The sequence below is a fragment of the Streptomyces sindenensis genome (genome assembly GCF_014649035.1).
In the GTDB taxonomy this organism is placed as follows: domain Bacteria; phylum Actinomycetota; class Actinomycetes; order Streptomycetales; family Streptomycetaceae; genus Streptomyces; species Streptomyces sindenensis.
In genome coordinates this window covers 17,812-34,108 of the sequence record NZ_BMSG01000040.1, presented here as the reverse complement: position 1 = coordinate 34,108, position 16,297 = coordinate 17,812, and the positions used below count along the sequence as shown (strand labels likewise).

Annotated in this window: 16 protein-coding genes; 2 read left to right on the top strand and 14 right to left on the bottom strand. The window is 70.3% G+C overall.

The genetic code is table 11. The features are described 5' to 3' along the window. Position 1: 1 nt before the first annotated feature. The 11 genes from nuoK to IE145_RS29640 are packed head-to-tail and all read right to left on the bottom strand — an operon-like array spanning position 2 to position 10,983. Positions 2–301, bottom strand: coding sequence for an NADH-quinone oxidoreductase subunit NuoK (gene nuoK / locus IE145_RS29690; protein WP_015610624.1), 300 nt, complete (start codon positions 299–301; stop codon positions 2–4). After that, positions 298–1,167: an NADH-quinone oxidoreductase subunit J gene (locus IE145_RS29685; protein ID WP_189528517.1), complete on the bottom strand. Its 870-nt coding sequence runs from the start codon at positions 1,165–1,167 to the stop codon at positions 298–300. Before IE145_RS29685 ends, nuoK begins: the two co-directional genes overlap by 4 nt. Beyond that, positions 1,164–1,859: an NADH-quinone oxidoreductase subunit NuoI gene (nuoI, locus tag IE145_RS29680; protein WP_069736391.1), complete on the bottom strand. Its 696-nt coding sequence runs from the start codon at positions 1,857–1,859 to the stop codon at positions 1,164–1,166. Before nuoI ends, IE145_RS29685 begins: the two co-directional genes overlap by 4 nt. Then, positions 1,852–3,255 carry an NADH-quinone oxidoreductase subunit NuoH gene (gene nuoH, locus IE145_RS29675; RefSeq protein ID WP_189528516.1) on the bottom strand — a complete coding sequence of 468 codons (1,404 nt, stop codon included), beginning with the start codon at positions 3,253–3,255 and terminating at the stop codon, positions 1,852–1,854. The genes nuoI and nuoH overlap by 8 nt, the downstream gene beginning before the upstream one ends. Then, positions 3,252–5,762: an NADH-quinone oxidoreductase subunit G gene (locus IE145_RS29670; protein ID WP_189528515.1), complete on the bottom strand. Its 2,511-nt coding sequence runs from the start codon at positions 5,760–5,762 to the stop codon at positions 3,252–3,254. Before IE145_RS29670 ends, nuoH begins: the two co-directional genes overlap by 4 nt. Beyond that, positions 5,759–7,141 (bottom strand): NADH-quinone oxidoreductase subunit NuoF, encoded by a 1,383-nt coding sequence (nuoF, locus tag IE145_RS29665; protein WP_023608518.1) that lies wholly within the window; start codon positions 7,139–7,141, stop codon positions 5,759–5,761. Before nuoF ends, IE145_RS29670 begins: the two co-directional genes overlap by 4 nt. After that, the gene (gene nuoE, locus IE145_RS29660; protein WP_189528514.1) at positions 7,138–7,977 is read right to left on the bottom strand and encodes an NADH-quinone oxidoreductase subunit NuoE; all 840 of its coding nucleotides are present in this window, start codon (positions 7,975–7,977) and stop codon (positions 7,138–7,140) included. Before nuoE ends, nuoF begins: the two co-directional genes overlap by 4 nt. A 29-nt stretch (positions 7,978–8,006) precedes the next feature. Next, on the bottom strand, positions 8,007–9,329 hold the full coding sequence (locus IE145_RS29655) for an NADH-quinone oxidoreductase subunit D (RefSeq protein WP_189528513.1): 1,323 nt from the start codon (positions 9,327–9,329) through the stop codon (positions 8,007–8,009). Further along, entirely contained in the window at positions 9,329–10,054 is a 726-nt protein-coding gene (locus tag IE145_RS29650) for an NADH-quinone oxidoreductase subunit C (RefSeq protein ID WP_189528512.1), read from the bottom strand. Before IE145_RS29650 ends, IE145_RS29655 begins: the two co-directional genes overlap by 1 nt. Continuing rightward, positions 10,051–10,605 carry a NuoB/complex I 20 kDa subunit family protein gene (locus IE145_RS29645; protein WP_006126795.1) on the bottom strand — a complete coding sequence of 185 codons (555 nt, stop codon included), beginning with the start codon at positions 10,603–10,605 and terminating at the stop codon, positions 10,051–10,053. The genes IE145_RS29650 and IE145_RS29645 overlap by 4 nt, the downstream gene beginning before the upstream one ends. Before the next feature lie 18 nt (positions 10,606–10,623). Further along, positions 10,624–10,983 carry an NADH-quinone oxidoreductase subunit A gene (locus IE145_RS29640; protein WP_003967084.1) on the bottom strand — a complete coding sequence of 120 codons (360 nt, stop codon included), beginning with the start codon at positions 10,981–10,983 and terminating at the stop codon, positions 10,624–10,626. 813 nt (positions 10,984–11,796) lie between these two features. Between IE145_RS29640 and IE145_RS29635 the strand changes: the two genes are divergently transcribed. Continuing rightward, positions 11,797–12,648: a C40 family peptidase gene (locus IE145_RS29635; RefSeq protein WP_189528511.1), complete on the top strand. Its 852-nt coding sequence runs from the start codon at positions 11,797–11,799 to the stop codon at positions 12,646–12,648. A gap of 1 nt (position 12,649) precedes the next feature. Here IE145_RS29635 and IE145_RS29630 read toward each other — a convergent pair whose 3' ends face one another. The 3 genes from IE145_RS29630 to IE145_RS29620 form a co-directional block, all read right to left on the bottom strand. Beyond that, positions 12,650–14,020, bottom strand: coding sequence for an MFS transporter (locus tag IE145_RS29630; RefSeq protein WP_189528510.1), 1,371 nt, complete (start codon positions 14,018–14,020; stop codon positions 12,650–12,652). Positions 14,021–14,355: 335 nt separating this feature from the next. After that, entirely contained in the window at positions 14,356–14,532 is a 177-nt protein-coding gene (locus IE145_RS29625; protein WP_189528509.1) for a hypothetical protein, read from the bottom strand. Between the two features lie 246 nt (positions 14,533–14,778). Then, on the bottom strand, positions 14,779–15,516 hold the full coding sequence (locus IE145_RS29620) for a metallophosphoesterase (protein ID WP_189528508.1): 738 nt from the start codon (positions 15,514–15,516) through the stop codon (positions 14,779–14,781). A 115-nt stretch (positions 15,517–15,631) separates the two neighbouring features. Between IE145_RS29620 and IE145_RS29615 the strand changes: the two genes are divergently transcribed. After that, a complete protein-coding gene (locus IE145_RS29615; protein ID WP_189528533.1) occupies positions 15,632–16,213 on the top strand; it encodes a CGNR zinc finger domain-containing protein in 582 nt (193 codons plus the stop codon). Positions 16,214–16,297: the final 84 nt, after the last annotated feature.

The window sequence follows — 16,297 nt, the reverse complement described above, 5'->3', positions numbered from 1 at the left end:
CTTACAGCTTCATCAGGCTGGCGTCGTCGACCGAGGCCGAGTGGCGGGAGCGGAACAACGACACGATGATCGCGAGCCCGACGACGACTTCCGCGGCGGCGACGACCATCGTGAAGAACGCCACGATCTGCCCGTCGAGGTTGCCGTGCATCCGGGAGAACGTGACGAGCGCCAGATTGCACGCGTTGAGCATCAGCTCGATGCACATGAACAGCACGATCACGTTCCGCCGGATCAGCACTCCGGAAGCGCCGATCGCGAACAGCAGGGCCGCGAGATACAGGTAGTTGACCGGGTTCACTGAGCGGCCTCCGAATTCTCCGCCGCGGACGCGGGACCTGCCCCGCGCGTCACGGCGTCCGCGTCCTCACGTCCGAGCCGCTCCCCGGAGCGCTGCTCCAGGGCCTTGAGATCGGCGAGGGACTCCTGTGACACGTCCCGGATCTGACCGCGCTTCCGCAGCGTCTGCATGACGGTGAGCTCGGACGGCGTGCCGTCGGGGAGCAGACCGGGGATGTCCACCGCGTTGTGCCGGGCGTAGACGCCGGGTGCGGGGAGCGGCGGGAGGTGCTTGCCCTCGCGCACGCGCTGCTCGGCCAGCTCCCGCTGGTTCTTGGCCCGTTCGGTGCGCTCGCGGTGCGTCAGCACCATCGCCCCCACGGATGCGGTGATCAGCAGGGCGCCGGTGATCTCGAAGGCGAAGACGTACTTGGTGAAGATGAGGTTGGCGAGTCCCTCGACGTTGCCCCCGTGGCGGGCGTTGGCCGCGCCGAGGCCGTTGAACGTGGAGAGCGAGGCGTTGCCGATGCCCGCGATCAGCAGGATGCCGAACCCGAGGGAGCATCCGGCCGCCAGCCAGCGCTGCCCCTTGAGGGTCTCCTTCAGGGAGTCCTCAGCGGTGACACCGACGAGCATGACGACGAAGAGGAACAGCATCATGATCGCGCCGGTGTAGACGATGACCTGGACGACGCCGAGGAAATACGCCCCGTTGGCGAGGTAGAACACCGCGAGGATGATCATGGTTCCGGCGAGGGAGAGCGCGCTGTGCACGGCCTTCTTCAGCAGGACCGTGGAGAGCGCGCCGATCACGGCGACGATGCCCAGGACCCAGAACTGGACGGCCTCGCCGGTGGAGGTGGTGGTGGCTGCGGCCAGCGCGTTCACGCGTCCACCCCCTTGTCCTGCCGGGCGTCGGCGGCCCGGGTCGACTCGATGGGGTCCTCGTCGGCCTTGTCGCTCTCGCCCTTGGACACGGCCGTCTGCCGGACGGTGCCGGGGGCGGCCTCGGTGACCACGCCCCGGTAGTAGTCCTGTTCGTCCATGCCGGGGTAGATCGCGTGCGGGCTGTCGACCATGCCCTCCTGGAGCCCCGCGAGCAGCTCGTCCTTGGTGTAGATGAGGCTCTCGCGGGTGGTGTTGGCCAGTTCGAACTCGTTCGTCATCGTGAGCGCCCGGGTGGGGCAGGCCTCGATGCAGAGTCCGCACAGGATGCAGCGCGCGTAATTGATCTGGTACACGCGGCCGTAGCGCTCGCCCGGGGAGTAGCGCTCCTCCTCGGTGTTGTCCGCGCCCTCCACGTAGATCGCGTCGGCGGGACACGCCCAGGCGCACAACTCGCAGCCGACGCACTTCTCCAGGCCGTCCGGGTGGCGGTTGAGCTGGTGCCGGCCGTGGAAGCGGGGCGCCGTCGTCTTCGGCGTCTCCGGATACTGCTCGGTGAGCCGCTTCTTGAACATGGCCTTGAAGGTCACGCCGAAGCCGGCCACGGGGTTCTGGAACTTCTCCTCCGCCGCTCCCGATTCGCCCGAGGACCCAGCGGACCCCGACGAGCCCGTGAGTTCTGGTTTCTCAGACACCGCCGGCCTCCTTTCCGTCACTCGCGTTTCCGTCACTCTGAGTATCCGACCCACCACTGACAACGAGCTCCCGCTCCCGTCGTGGCCTGCGCCGGGGCACCGGTGGCAGGGTCTGTCCGGGCAGCGGCGGCACCGGATACCCGCCCGCCATCGGGTCGAAGGCGGGCTCGGGTCCGGCCGCTTCCGTCTCGGCCCGCCTCCGCCGGTCGCGGAACATGTCGACGACGAACGAGATCAGCAGGATCGCGATCACGGCCGCGCCGACGTACAGCACGATCCGGGAGAAGTCGTAGCCCTCGTTGCGCAGCGCGCGGACGGTGGCGACGAGCATCAGCCAGACCACGGAGACCGGGATGAGGACCTTCCAGCCGAGCTTCATCAGCTGGTCGTAGCGGACCCGGGGCAGGGTGCCGCGCAGCCAGATGAAGAAGAAGATCAGCGCCTGGAGCTTGAGGAAGAACCAGAGCATCGGCCACCAGCCGTGGTTCGCCCCCTCCCAGAACGCGGAGACCGGGAACGGAGCGCGCCAGCCGCCGAGGAACAGCGTCACCGCGATCATCGACACGGTCACCATGTGGATGTACTCGGCGAGCATGAACATCGCGAACTTGATCGAGCTGTACTCGGTGTTGAAGCCGCCGACCAGGTCGCCCTCGGACTCCGGCATGTCGAACGGCGCCCGGCTGGCCTCACCGACCATGGTCACCATGTAGATGAGGAAGGAGACCGGGAGCAGGATGATGTACCAGCGGTCCGCCTGCGCCTCCACGATCGTCGAGGTCGACATCGACCCGGAGTAGAGGAAGACCGAGGCGAAGGCGGCGCCCATCGCGATCTCGTAGCTGATCATCTGGGCACAGCTGCGGATTCCGCCGAGCAGCGGGTACGTCGAGCCCGACGACCAGCCGCCGAGGACGAATCCGTACACGCCGACCGCGCCGACCGCGAGGATGTACAGCGCGGCGATCGGCAGGTCGGTCAGCTGCATCGTGGTACGGGTGCCGAAGATGGAGATCTCGTTGCCGGCCGGCCCGAAGGGGATGACCGCGATCGCCATGAAGGCGGGGATCGCCGCGAGGATCGGGGCGAGGATGTAGACCGCCTTGTCCGAGCCCTTGACGACCACGTCCTCCTTCAGCATCAGCTTGACGCCGTCGGCGAGCGACTGGAGGAGCCCCCAGGGGCCGTGCCGGTTGGGGCCGATGCGCAGCTGCATCCAGGCGACGACCTTGCGCTCCCAGACGATCGAGAAGAGCACGATCAGCATCAGGAACGCGAAGCAGAAGACCGCCTTGACGGCGATGAGCCACCAGGGGTCGGTGCCGAACATCGAGAGATCCTCGGCGGCGAGGACGACGCCCTCGGGCGCCGTCGTGAGTGCGGCGAGGCCAGTCACGCTCGTACCTCCGATGGTTCGACGGGAGCGCCCGGTGCGGCGGCGGGGCCGATCCGCACGAGGCCGCCCGGGTTGACGCCGGTGTCGGCGGGGATGCCGCGTCCCACCGAGTTCAGCGGCACCCAGACCACCCGGTCCGGCATGTCGGTGACCTGAAGGGGCAGTTCGACGGTGCCGGCGGGGCCGGTGACGGCGAGCAGGTCGCCGTCCTTGACGCCGGTCTCGGCGGCGGTGACCGGCGAGAGCCGGGCGACGGCCGCGTGCCGGGTTCCGGCGAGAGCGGTGTCGCCCTCCTGGAGCCGGCCGAGGTCGAGCAGCATGCGGTGGCCCGCGAGGACGGCCTCGCCGTCGCCGGGCCGGGGCAGCGGCTGCGCGCCCTCGCGCGGGTCGTCCGCGTGGCCGCCCTGCCAGCCGCCGAGCCGGTCCAGCTCGCGGCGGGCGGCGGTCAGGTCCGGGAGCGCGAAGTGCACGTCCATGGCGTCGGCCAGCATGTGCAGGACCCGGGAGTCGGTCGGCGCGAGCGTCCGGGGCATCTGCTCGGGCTTCAGCGCGGCCTGGAACATCCGGACCCGGCCCTCCCAGTTGAGGAAGGTGCCGGACTTCTCGGCGACGGCGGCGACCGGGAAGACCACGTCCGCCCGGGCGGTGACCGCGCTCGGCCGCAGCTCCAGGGAGACCAGGAAGCCGACCTCGTTCAGCGCCTGGATGGCGCGGTTCGGGTCGGGCAGGTCCTCGACGCCGACCCCGGCGACGAGCAGCGCGCCCAGTTCGCCGGTGGCCGCGGCCTCGACGATCTGGCCGGTGTCGCGGCCGTGGCGGGAGGGCAGTTCGGCCAGCCGCCACAGCTCCGCGACCTCCTCACGGGCCCGCGGGTCGGTGGCCGGACGGCCGCCGGGCAGCAGCGAGGGGAGCGCGCCCGCCTCGATCGCACCCCGGTCGCCCGCCCGGCGCGGGATCCACACCAAGCGTGCGCCGGTGGCGGTGGCGGTGCGGATCGCGGCGGACAGTGCGCCGGGCACGCCCGCGAGCCGCTCGCCGACGATGATCAGCGCGTGCTCGGCGCGCAACGCCTCGGCGGCCGCGGCCCCTTCGGCCTCCAGTCCGACGCCGCCCGCGAGCGCGTCCAGCCACTCGGTCTCGGTGCCGGGGGCGGCGGGCAGCAGCGTGCCGCCCGCCTTCACCAGGCCCCGGGTGGCGTGCGAGGCGAGCGCGAACGTCTTCTGGCCGCTCTTGCGGTGGGCCTTGCGCAGCCTGAGGAAGACGCCGGGGGCCTCCTCCTCGGACTCGAACCCGACGAGCAGGACCGCGGGGGCCTTCTCCAGGGCGGTGTACGTGACACCCTCGCCGTCGAGGTCCCGGCCGCGTCCGGCGACGCGGGCGGCCAGGAAGTCGGCCTCCTCGGCGCTGTGGACCCGGGAGCGGAAGTCGATGTCGTTGGTGTCGAGGGCGACCCGGGCGAACTTGCTGTACGCGTAGGCGTCCTCGACGGTCAGCCGGCCGCCGGTCAGGACACCGGTGCGGCCGCGGGCGGCGAGGAGTCCGGCCGCCGCGGCTTCCAGTGCCTCGGGCCAGCTCGCCGGCTCCAGTTCGCCGTCGGCGTTGCGGACCAGCGGGGTGGTGAGGCGGTCGCGCTGCTGGGCGTAGCGGAAGCCGAACCTCCCCTTGTCGCAGAGCCACTCCTCGTTGACCTCGGGCTCGTTGGCCGCGAGACGCCGCATGACCTTGCCGCGCCGGTGGTCGGTCCGGGTCGAGCAGCCCCCCGAGCACTGCTCGCACACCGAGGGGGTGGAGACCAGGTCGAAGGGGCGGGAGCGGAACCGGTACGCCGCCGAGGTCAGCGCGCCGACCGGGCAGATCTGGATGGTGTTGCCGGAGAAGTACGACTCGAAGGGGTCGCCCTCGCCGGTGCCGACCTGCTGGAGCGCGCCGCGCTCGATCAGCTCGATCATCGGGTCGCCCGCCACCTGGTTGGAGAACCGGGTGCAGCGGGCGCAGAGCACGCACCGCTCACGGTCCAGCAGCACCTGGGTGGAGATCGGGACGGGCTTCTCGAAGGTCCGCTTCTTCCCCTCGAACCGGGAGTCGGCGCCGCCGTGCGACATCGCCTGGTTCTGGAGCGGGCACTCGCCGCCCTTGTCGCAGACGGGGCAGTCCAGCGGGTGGTTGATCAGCAGCAGCTCCATCACGCCCTTCTGCGCCTTCTCGGCGACAGGAGAGGTGATCTGCGACTTGACGACCATGCCGTCGGTGCAGGTGATGGTGCAGGAGGCCATCGGCTTGCGCTGGCCCTCGACCTCGACGATGCACTGGCGGCAGGCGCCGGCCGGGTCGAGGAGCGGGTGGTCGCAGAAGCGCGGGATCTCGATGCCGAGGAGTTCGGCGGCCCGGATGACCAGGGTCCCCTTGGGGACGCTGATCTCGATGCCGTCGATGGTCAGCGTGACCAGGTCCTCGGGCGGAACCGCCGCCTCGCCGCCCCCGGAGGGCGCACTCGTGGTGACTGTCATGCGTTCACCCCCCGGTGAGCGTTCTTGCCGTCGGTGTTCTTGTCGTCGGCCCAGGCCGTGGACCGGGCGGGGTCGAACGGGCAGCCCTTGCCGGTGATGTGCTGCTCGTACTCCTCGCGGAAGTACTTGAGCGAGGAGAAGATCGGCGAGGCCGCGCCGTCGCCGAGCGCGCAGAACGACTTGCCGTTGATGTTGTCGGCGATGTCGTTGAGCTTGTCGAGGTCGGCCATCTCGCCCTTGCCGGCCTCGATGTCGCGGAGCAACTGGACCAGCCAGTACGTCCCTTCGCGGCAGGGTGTGCACTTGCCGCAGGACTCGTGGGCGTAGAACTCGGTCCAGCGGGTGACGGCCCGCACGACGCAGGTCGTCTCGTCGAAGCACTGGAGCGCCTTGGTGCCGAGCATGGATCCGGCGGCGCCGACGCCCTCGTAGTCGAGGGGGACGTCGAGGTGCTCCTCGGTGAACATCGGGGTGGAGGAGCCGCCCGGGGTCCAGAACTTGAGGCGGTGACCGGCCCGCATGCCGCCGCTCATGTCGAGGAGCTGGCGGAGCGTGATGCCGAGCGGGGCCTCGTACTGGCCGGGGCTGGTGACATGGCCGCTGAGCGAGTAGAGCGTGAAGCCCGGGGACTTCTCGCTGCCCATCGACTTGAACCAGTCCTTGCCTTTGTTCAGGATCGCGGGAACCGACGCGATGGACTCGACGTTGTTCACCACAGTGGGACAGGCGTACAGACCGGCGACCGCAGGGAAGGGGGGCCGCAGCCGGGGCTGGCCACGCCGTCCTTCGAGAGAGTCGAGCAGCGCGGTTTCCTCACCACAGATGTACGCACCCGCACCCGCGTGCACCGTGAGTTCCAGATCGAGTCCTGAACCCAGGATGTTCGTCCCCAGATAACCCGCCTCGTACGCCTCTCGTACGGCCTCGTGCAGTCGTCGCAGCACGGGGACGACCTCGCCGCGCAGGTAGATGAACGCGTGCGACGAACGGATCGCGTAACAGGCGATCACGATGCCCTCGATGAGGCTGTGCGGGTTCGCGAAGAGGAGCGGGATGTCCTTGCAGGTCCCCGGCTCCGACTCGTCGGCGTTGACGACCAGATAGTGCGGTTTGCCATCGCCCTGCGGGATGAACTGCCACTTCATCCCGGTGGGGAAGCCCGCGCCGCCGCGGCCGCGCAGACCGGAGTCCTTGACGTACGCGATGAGATCGTCGGGCGCCATGGCCAGCGCTTTGCGCAGCCCTTCGTAGCCCTCGTGGCGGCGGTAGGTGTCCAGCGTCCAGGACTCGGGCTGGTCCCAGAAGGAGGAGAGGACGGGGGCGAGCAGCTTCTCGGGGCTCGTCCCGTTGTGGTCGATCTCGGCGGCCAAGGTCATCACTCCCCCTCCTCGGCTGCGGGCCCGGCCGGGTGCTCCGGGTCGGAGGCCGAGGTCTGCTGCGGTGCGTCGTGCGAGCTGAGGCGCTCGGCCGGCGACGGATCGTGGACCTGCGCGTCGTGCCCCTGACCGGTCTGGGGCTGTCCGGCGCGCGGGGAGACCACGCGTGCCTTGGGGAGCGCCTCTCCCTTGGCGAGCTTCAGCCCGATCAGGGAGGCGGGGCCCGCGCCGCCGGTGGCCTCGACGGCGCCGGGGCGCTCGTCGGGGAAGCCGGCGAGGATGCGGGCGGTCTCCTTGTACGAGCAGAGGGGGGCGCCCCGGGTCGGCTCGACGGTCCGTCCGGCGATCAGGTCGTCGACGAGCCGCGTGGCGCTCTCGGGCGTCTGGTTGTCGAAGAACTCCCAGTTGACCATCACGACGGGCGCGAAGTCGCAGGCGGCGTTGCACTCGATGTGTTCGAGGGTGACCTTGCCGTCGTCGGTGGTCTCGTTGTTGCCGACCCCGAGGTGCTCCTTGAGCGTGTCGAAGATGGCGTCGCCGCCCATGACCGCGCACAGGGTGTTGGTGCAGACGCCGACCTGGTAGTCACCGCTCGGCCTGCGCCGGTACATGGAGTAGAAGGTGGAGACGGCGGTGACCTCGGCGGTGGTGAGGTCGAGCGTCTCGGCGCAGAAGGCGATGCCCGTGCGGGAGACGTAGCCCTCCTCGGACTGCACGAGGTGCAGCAGCGGCAGCAGGGCGGAGCGGCTGCCGGGGTAGCGGGCGAGCACCTCCTTGGCGTCCGCGTCGAGCCGGGCGCGTACCTCGGCCGGGTAGGGGGTGGCGGGGAGCTGCGGCATCCCCAGACTGACGTCTTGGCGTGAGGTGGTCACCGGTCGACGCCTCCCATCACGGGGTCGATGGACGCGACGGCGACGATGACGTCGGCGACCTGGCCGCCTTCGCACATCGCCGCCATGGCCTGCAGGTTGGTGAAGGACGGGTCGCGGAAGTGGACCCGGTAGGGGCGGGTGCCGCCGTCGGAGACGACGTGCACGCCGAGTTCGCCCTTGGGGGACTCGACGGCGGTGTACGTCTGTCCGGCGGGGACCCGGAAGCCCTCGGTCACCAGCTTGAAGTGGTGGATCAGGGCTTCCATGGAGGTGCCCATGATGTTGCGGATGTGGTCGAGCGAGTTGCCGAGACCGTCGGGGCCGAGCGCGAGCTGGGCGGGCCAGGCGATCTTCTTGTCGGCGACCATGACCGGCCCGGGCTCCAGGCGCTCGATGCACTGCTCGATGATCCGCAGCGACTGGCGCATCTCCTCCAGCCGGATGAGGAAGCGTCCGTAGGAGTCGCAGGTGTCGGCGGTGGGGACCTCGAAGTCGTAGGTCTCGTAGCCGCAGTACGGGTCGGTCTTGCGCAGGTCGTTCGGGAGGCCGGCGGAGCGCAGCACCGGGCCGGTGGCGCCGAGCGCCATGCAGCCGGCGAGGTCGAGGTAGCCGACGTCCTTCATCCGGGCCTTGAAGATGGGGTTGCCGGTGGCGAGCTTGTCGTACTCCGGCAGGTTCTTCTTCATGGTCTTGATGAACTCGCGCAGCTGGTCGACCGCGCCCGGGGGCAGGTCCTGGGCGAGGCCGCCGGGCCGGACGAACGCGTGGTTCATGCGCAGTCCGGTGAACAGCTCGAAGAGGTCGAGAACCAGTTCACGATCGCGGAAGCCGTAGATCATGATCGTGGTCGCGCCGAGCTCCATGCCGCCGGTGGCGATGCAGACCAGGTGCGAGGAGAGCCGGTTGAGCTCCATCAGCAGCACGCGGATGACGGTGGCCCGGTCGGGGACCTGGTCCTCGATGCCGAGGAGCTTCTCGACGCCCAGGCAGTACGCCGTCTCGTTGAAGAACGGCGTCAGGTAGTCCATGCGCGTGACGAAGGTGGTGCCCTGTGTCCAGTTGCGGAATTCGAGGTTCTTCTCGATGCCGGTGTGGAGATAGCCGATGCCGCAGCGGGCCTCGGTGACGGTCTCGCCGTCGATCTCCAGGATGAGGCGGAGCACGCCGTGCGTGGACGGGTGCTGGGGGCCCATGTTGACGATGATGCGTTCGTCGTCGGACTTCACCGCGGATTCGACGACCTCGTCCCAGTCGCCGCCGGTGACTGTATATACAGTCCCCTCGGTCGTGGCACGGGGCGTTGCGTGGGGAGTGGTCATCAGCTGTACGACCTCCGCTGGTCCGGAGCCGGGATCTGGGCGCCCTTGTACTCGACGGCGATGCCGCCGAGCGGGTAGTCCTTGCGCTGCGGGAAGCCCTGCCAGTCGTCCGGCATCATGATCCGGGTCAGGGCCGGGTGCCCGTCGAAGATGAGCCCGAAGAAGTCGTACGCCTCGCGCTCGTGCCAGTCGTTGGTCGGGTAGACCTCGACGAGCGACGGGATGTGCGGGTCGCTGTCCGGGGCGGACACCTCCAGCCGGATGAGCCGGCCGTGGGTGAGCGAGCGCAGGTGGTAGACGGCGTGCAGCTCGCGGCCCTTGTCGCCCGGGAAGTGGACGCCGCTCACGCCCGTACAGAGTTCGAAGCGCAGGGCGGGGTCGTCGCGCAGGGTGCGGGCGACCTGGAGCAGGTGCTCGCGGGCGATGTGGAAGGTCAGCTCGTCGCGGTCGACGACGGTCTTCTCGATGGCGTTCTCGGGGAGCAGGTCCTGTTCCTCCAGGGCCCCTTCGAGCTCGTCGGCCACCTCGTCGAACCAGCCGCCGTAGGGCCGGGAGGAGGCTCCCGGCAGGGTGACGGTGCGGATGAGGCCGCCGTAGCCGGAGGTGTCGCCGCCGTTGTTCGCGCCGAACATGCCCTTGCGGACGCGGATGACCTCGCCGCCGGTGTCGCGCGGGGCGGGTACGGCGTTGCCGTTCTGTCCCTCGCCGTGGGTGTGGTCGCTCACCGCAGCAGCCCCTTCATCTCGATCAGGGGCAGTGCCTTGAGGGCCGCTTCCTCGGCCTCGCGGGCGGCCTCCTCCGCGTTGACCCCGAGCTTGCCGTCCTGGATCTTCTGGTGGAGCTTGAGGATGGCGTCCAGCAGCATCTCGGGACGGGGCGGACAACCCGGCAAATAAATATCTACCGGGACAATGTGATCAACACCCTGCACAATGGCGTAATTGTTGAACATACCGCCAGATGACGCGCAAACCCCCATGGAGATGACCCACTTGGGATTCGGCATCTGGTCGTAGACCTGCCGCAGGACGGGCGCCATCTTCTGGCTCACCCGACCCGCGACGATCATCAGGTCCGCCTGTCGCGGCGATCCGCGGAAGACCTCCATCCCGAACCGGGCCAGGTCGTAGCGGCCCGCGCCGGTCGTCATCATCTCGATGGCGCAGCAGGCCAGTCCGAACGTGGCCGGGAAGACGGAGGCCTTCCGCACCCAGCCCGCGGCCTGCTCGACCGTGGTCAGAACGAAGCCGCTCGGCAGTTTCTCTTCGAGTCCCATGGTGTGCCCCTCAGCCCCTCAGTCCCATTCCAGGCCGCCGCGACGCCACACATACGCGTAGGCGACGAAGACGGTGAGCACGAAGAGCAGCATCTCCACGAGCCCGAAGATCCCCAGGGCGTCGAAGGAGACCGCCCAGGGATAGAGGAAGACGATCTCGATGTCGAAGACGATGAAAAGCATCGCCGTCAGGTAGTACTTGATGGGAAAGCGGCCGCCACCGGCCGGAGTCGGGGTGGGTTCGATACCGCACTCGTACGCTTCGAGCTTTGCCCGGTTGTAGCGCTTGGGGCCGATAAGCGTGGCCATGACCACGGAGAAGATCGCAAACCCTGCCCCGAGGGCGCCGAGCACGAGGATGGGCGCGTAGGCATTCACGCTCCTCGCTCCTTCCAGTCGTCCTTGACCTTTGGACCGCATCGGGCGACCGGCTCGCCACCTCACCAAGATCGTGCACATGTGAGGCAGTTCACAAGCCCGACTGCCCCGCATCCTATGCCCGGTCCCCTGTGATCTGCGACACGGGGTACGACAACGACTTTGTGATCTCCACCACCTGACGAACGATCATGAAGTCGTATGAGCGGTGATCTTCGTACGCGAAGCGGCCGAGTGATCACGAGACGTGACATTCGGCGGTGTTACCGCTGGTCAAAGGCGTGCAGCGCTATCAATGGACGGGTAGTACAAGCAAATTGGCGGTGGACGGCCCGAGAGTGATAAGGGCGTCGGTCGACTTCGGCGCTCACTCGGACGAGGGGTGAGCGGGACCGAAGGGGACATGTGCACGCATTCACGAACTTCCGGAACGGACGCTTCGGGAGCCTTCGAAGAGGGACCCGGGCCGGGATCCGGAGAACACCCACCGGAGCGCGCGCCCTCGGACCCGCCCACGCGCATCGCGCCCGCGAGGGTTGCCCGTGACGACACACGCACTCTGTGACCTGCGCCACCCTCCGCCTCGCGTCAGGAAACCGGGCTTGGCCATCGGTGTGAACGGATGGTAAGCGACGGGCAATTCGGGCGTATTACCGAAAGGCAGTGATCACGGGCCTGATCACGACTGCCCGATTTGCCCGTTACGGCGTCAATAAAGGGCCTCAGAAAGCGGATTCACAGATTCCGAACGTAACTGTGTCGCAACACACGTTTCTTGATGGGACCCCTACAGCCCTGATAGCGCTAGTACCCATGTCCCACACCGCTCACATACCCAGCCACCGGAAGCCCCGTCAGCGCGCCTCGAAGTCGGCACTGCGGGCCGGAGTTGCCGGTGGCTTCCTCAGCACCATCGCGGTCGCGGGTGCCGCCGGTCCGGCCCAGGCCGAGCCGGTGACCCAGACGATCGAGATGCCCACGATCACGGACGGCCTCTCCACCGCCGTCGCCGCCTCCGCCCAGGCGACGCAGCAGGTCGCCCTCGACCTGGAGATCCAGGCCAGCGAGGACGCCGCCGCCGAGAAGGCCGCGAAGACGGCCAAGAAGGCCCACGCCGAGGCCGTGCGCAAGGCCGAGGCCGAGAAGAAGGCCGAAGCCGCCGCGAAGGCCCGGGCCGAGGCGGAGGCCAAGGAGCGCGCCGAGCGCGCCTCCCGGACCTCCGAGCGCACGACGCTCAGCGCCTCCTCCGGCTCCTCGGACTCCGGAAGCTCCGCCTCCGCCCCGTCCTCGTCCTCCTCCTCGAACGTGAGCGGTTCCGCCGCCTCCATCGTGGCGTTCGCCAAGGCCCAGGTCGGCGACGCGTACGTCTCCGGCGGCACCGGCCCGAACGCGTGGGACTGCTCGGGCCTCGTCCAGGCCGCCTACCGCACGGCGGGCATCGACCTGCCGCGCGTCTCGCAGTCCCAGTCGACCGCCGGCACCCAGGTCTCCCTGGACAACCTCCTGCCCGGCGACATCCTGTACTGGGGCGGCGCGGGCAGCGCGTACCACGTGGCGATCTACGTCGGTGGCGGCGAGTTCGTCGGCGCGCAGAACTCCAGCACCGGCACGGTGCAGCGCTCCCTGGACTACGACCGGCCGACCGGCGCGGTCCGCGTCCTCTGAGTCACCCCCGCCCCCGGGCACCCCTGTTCACCGCTGAGAGCCGCCGCTCCCCCGCTCGGGGGCGGCGGCTCTTCGCCGTCGTCGCGGCGACAAGCAGCGCCGCCACCATCAGCAGGGCGCTCACTCCGGCAGGCGCCCGGTGGCCGAACCCCGCGTCCAGGGCCAGGCCGCCCGCCCACGGGCCCACCGTCGCGCCCAGGTTGAACGCGGTCGTCGAGAAGGCACCGGCCAGCGTCGGGGCTCCGGGGGCGAGCCCCAGGACCCGGGTGATCAGGGCGGTGCCGGTCCCGAAGGCGAGCAGGCCGAGCAACGGGACCAGGGCGAGGGTGAGCACCGGGCTGCCCGCCGCCAGGGCCAGCACCGCCCAGCCGACGGCGAGAGCGGCCATGCCCGTGGCGACGACGGCGACCGGGTGGGCGTCGGCGAACCGGCCGGCCACCGTGACCCCGGCGAACGCCCCCGCCCCGAAGAGCGCCAGGGCCACCGGCACCCATCCCGCACCCAGCCCCGTCTCCCGGGTGAGGAGCGGCTCCAGGTAGGAGAACGCGCAGAAGGTCGCCCCCTGCACCAGGGCCATCGTGAGCAGGACCCGCCGCAGCCGGGGGCCCGTCAGGACGCGCAGTTCGTCGCGTACGGAAACGGCCTCGGACGCTGAAGCGGCCTCGGATACGGGAGCGGCCTCGGATACGGGAGCGGCCTCGCACGCGGGAGCGGCCTCGGATACGGGAGCGGCCTCGCACGCGGAAGTGGCCTCGGATACGGGAGCGGTGCCCGCGTCCGTACCACCCCTCGCGCGCCAGCCGCCCCGGCCACCGCCCGGGATGGCCCGGCCGCCCGGGATGGTCCGCAGGACCGCGAGGAAGGCGGGCAGCGAGACGATCGCGACCGCCCAGAAGGCCGACCGCCACCCCCACCGCTCCCCGAGCACCGCGCCGGCCGGTACGCCCACCACGCAAGCGACCGTCACGCCGCCGACCACCACGGCGGTGGCCCGGCCCTTCAGCCGGTCGGGGACCATCGCGACGGCGGTGCTCAGAGCGACCGCCCAGAATCCGGCGTTGGCGATCGCCCCGACGAAACGGGTCGCGAGGAGCACCCCGTAACCGGGGGTGAGAGCGCCGACGGCATGGACGGCGACGAACACCGCGAGGAAGAGAAGCAGCGCGCGGCGGCGTGGCCAGGCGCGGCTGAACAGCGCCATGAGGGGTGCGCCGACGACCATGCCGACGGCGAACGCGGAGGTCAGAAGGCCGGCGGCGGAGAGGGAGACGTCGAGGTCGGCGGCGATGCCGGAGAGAAGTCCGGACAGCATGAACTCGGAGGTGCCCTGGGCGAAGACCGCGAGCCCGAGGACGTAGACGGCGAATGGCATGGGTGAGTAGCCCCTTGGACGGAACCGTCGGATGGACAGACAGACCGGGTGCGGGGATACGGGCCGCGCGGACGGCCGCGCCGGAGGTCCGGCGGGGCGGCGCGAAGAAGTGCCCGGCGGTGATCGGCCGATGGCACGCATGCCGCGTACGGCGGTGCTCCAGCACATACGCGAGGGGGAACGGCCCGTGCCCGCGGTGATCCGGCGGGCGTGGAACCGTGACGGAGGGGCCGGTGACCCGGGAGGGGTCAGTCGGCGGAGCTCAGCACGGGCACGGCCACCGGCGCACCGGTGGCCGGAGTCTGTCCGACTCGGGGCTCGTCATGGGCGAGATCCTACCGCCGGCGGGGGCGGCGGTTCGGGCGTTCCTGCTCCCGGGCGGAGGTGGTGGGGGCGGGGAGCGCGTCGTAGGCGGCGTCGATGTCCTCGTCGTCGTCCGGCGCGGTCAGGTCCACGGCGAAGCGGGGCTCCAGGAAGAGGTCCTGGTGCTGGGGCAGGGAAGCGGTGGTCATGGCTGTCTGTCCTTCGGGGTCGAGCAGCGCTGTAGCGGCTTGTTCCGTGCCCCGCAGGCCTGCGTTCGATAAAAGGGTGCGCTATATGAGGGTGCGATGTGGGGGAGCGATATGAGGGTGCGTCAAAGACAGTGGCACGCACCGCGCGCCGCCACGGCCGGCCCGGGCCACCGACGGGCCCGGCAGGCGCGCAAATCATCGCACACGATCACCTGGCGGGCCGAGGATTAAGACCTGTGGTCCGGATCAGAGGACGACGCGGAAGTGGGTGGTCAGCCTCCGGTCCTCGCCCAGCACGTGGAATGCCAGGCCGGGCGGCTGGTCCCGGTCGGCGGGCCGGTCCCCCTCCCAGGGCAGGCGCAGGGTCCAGGTGACGGCGGGTCCGACGATCAGGGGGCGGCCCGCGAAGGTCGAGGCCGCGGCCGTGTGGGCGTGCCCGGTGAGAACGGCGACGACCCGCGGGTGGGCGTCGAGCAGGGCGGCGAGCCGCTCGGGCTCCTGGAGCATCCCGGCGTCCGGCAGCGGATGGTGGAGTTCGACGGGCGGCTGGTGGAAGGCGATCAGCGCGGGTACACCGTCCGGGAGCGCGCCGAGCGTGGCGTCGATCCAGGCGAGCGTCTCCGCGTCGAGGCGCCCCTCGTCACGGCCGGGAAGGGTCGCGTCGCACATCAGGACGGCGGTTCCGGCGACGTGGTGGACCCGGTTGACGGGCGCGGTGCCCGGGGCCTCGCCGAGGAACGCCTTGCGGTAGGCGGGGCGGGCGTCGTGGTTTCCGGGGCACGCGAGGACGGGGAACGGCGCGTCCAGCAGGCGTACGGCCTCCTCGTACTCGGCCTCCGCCGCGTGGTCGGCGATGTCCCCGGTGACCAACAACGCGTCGACCGGGCGGGGCAGGGACCGCAGATGGTCCATGACACGGATCGTCCGGTCCCGTGCGCGGTCACTGCCGTCCAGGTGCAGATCGCTGATCTGAGCAAGCAGCATGAGCAGCACTCCCCCGACTAACGGTTGTTCTCCTTCTCGCATTAGGACTCTAGAGTGGGGAGCACGGACCTTCAAGAGGCGGAGGAGGCAAGGAGCGGTGGCACAGCGGCCTGTGATGGAACTGGCGGGCACCATCCGCCACGACGGGGGCGGCGGGGTTCTCGACGACCTGGACACGGTCCGGGGTGCGCAGCGCTGGCTGCAGCAGCAGCCCGGCCTTCTCGCGGCCGCCCCCGGGGACCTGGTCGTGGACGAGGGGGTGAGGGACGCGGTCGTCGGCGTACGGCGGGCCGTCCGGGCCCTGTTCGCGCGGGTGGTCAGCCCGGCCCCGCCCAGCCCGGCCGACGCCCACCGCCTGCTGCCCCTCGACGAGGCTCTGGGACTGCTCAACGCCGCGGCGGCCCGGGAGCCGGTGACACCCCAACTGCACTGGCCCGCCGAAGGGCCGCCCACCTCAGGGCTGCTGTCGGCCGAGGACGACCCGGGCGTACGGCTGGTCGCGGCGCTGGCGCGCGACGCCGTCGACTTCCTGAGCGGGCCGCAGCGCGAGCGGCTGCGCGCCTGCCACGCGCCGCGCTGCGTCCGGTACTTCATCAAGAGCCACGGCCGCCAGGAGTGGTGCAAGCCGTCCTGCGGCAACCGGGCCCGGGTGGCCCGGCACTACGAGCGCACGCGCGAGGCGGCCGGCCGGGACTGAGCCCCAAGGCCGGTCATTGGCCCAGCCACAAGGCCCTCGAATGGCCCACGGACAGGGCCGGCCGCTCCCCTAGATTCGAACCCG

Coding starts and splice junctions, on each gene's coding strand:
- IE145_RS29670 (WP_189528515.1), bottom strand. CDS start 5,762: ATGACAGTCACCACGAGTGCGCCCTCCGGGGGCGGCGAGGCGGCGGTT.
- nuoE (WP_189528514.1), bottom strand. CDS start 7,977: ATGCCGCAGCTCCCCGCCACCCCCTACCCGGCCGAGGTACGCGCCCGG.
- IE145_RS29655 (WP_189528513.1), bottom strand. CDS start 9,329: ATGACCACTCCCCACGCAACGCCCCGTGCCACGACCGAGGGGACTGTA.
- IE145_RS29645 (WP_006126795.1), bottom strand. CDS start 10,605: ATGGGACTCGAAGAGAAACTGCCGAGCGGCTTCGTTCTGACCACGGTC.
- IE145_RS29635 (WP_189528511.1), top strand. CDS start 11,797: ATGTCCCACACCGCTCACATACCCAGCCACCGGAAGCCCCGTCAGCGC.
- IE145_RS29630 (WP_189528510.1), bottom strand. CDS start 14,020: ATGCCATTCGCCGTCTACGTCCTCGGGCTCGCGGTCTTCGCCCAGGGC.
- IE145_RS29625 (WP_189528509.1), bottom strand. CDS start 14,532: ATGACCACCGCTTCCCTGCCCCAGCACCAGGACCTCTTCCTGGAGCCC.
- IE145_RS29620 (WP_189528508.1), bottom strand. CDS start 15,516: ATGCTGCTTGCTCAGATCAGCGATCTGCACCTGGACGGCAGTGACCGC.
- IE145_RS29615 (WP_189528533.1), top strand. CDS start 15,632: ATGGAACTGGCGGGCACCATCCGCCACGACGGGGGCGGCGGGGTTCTC.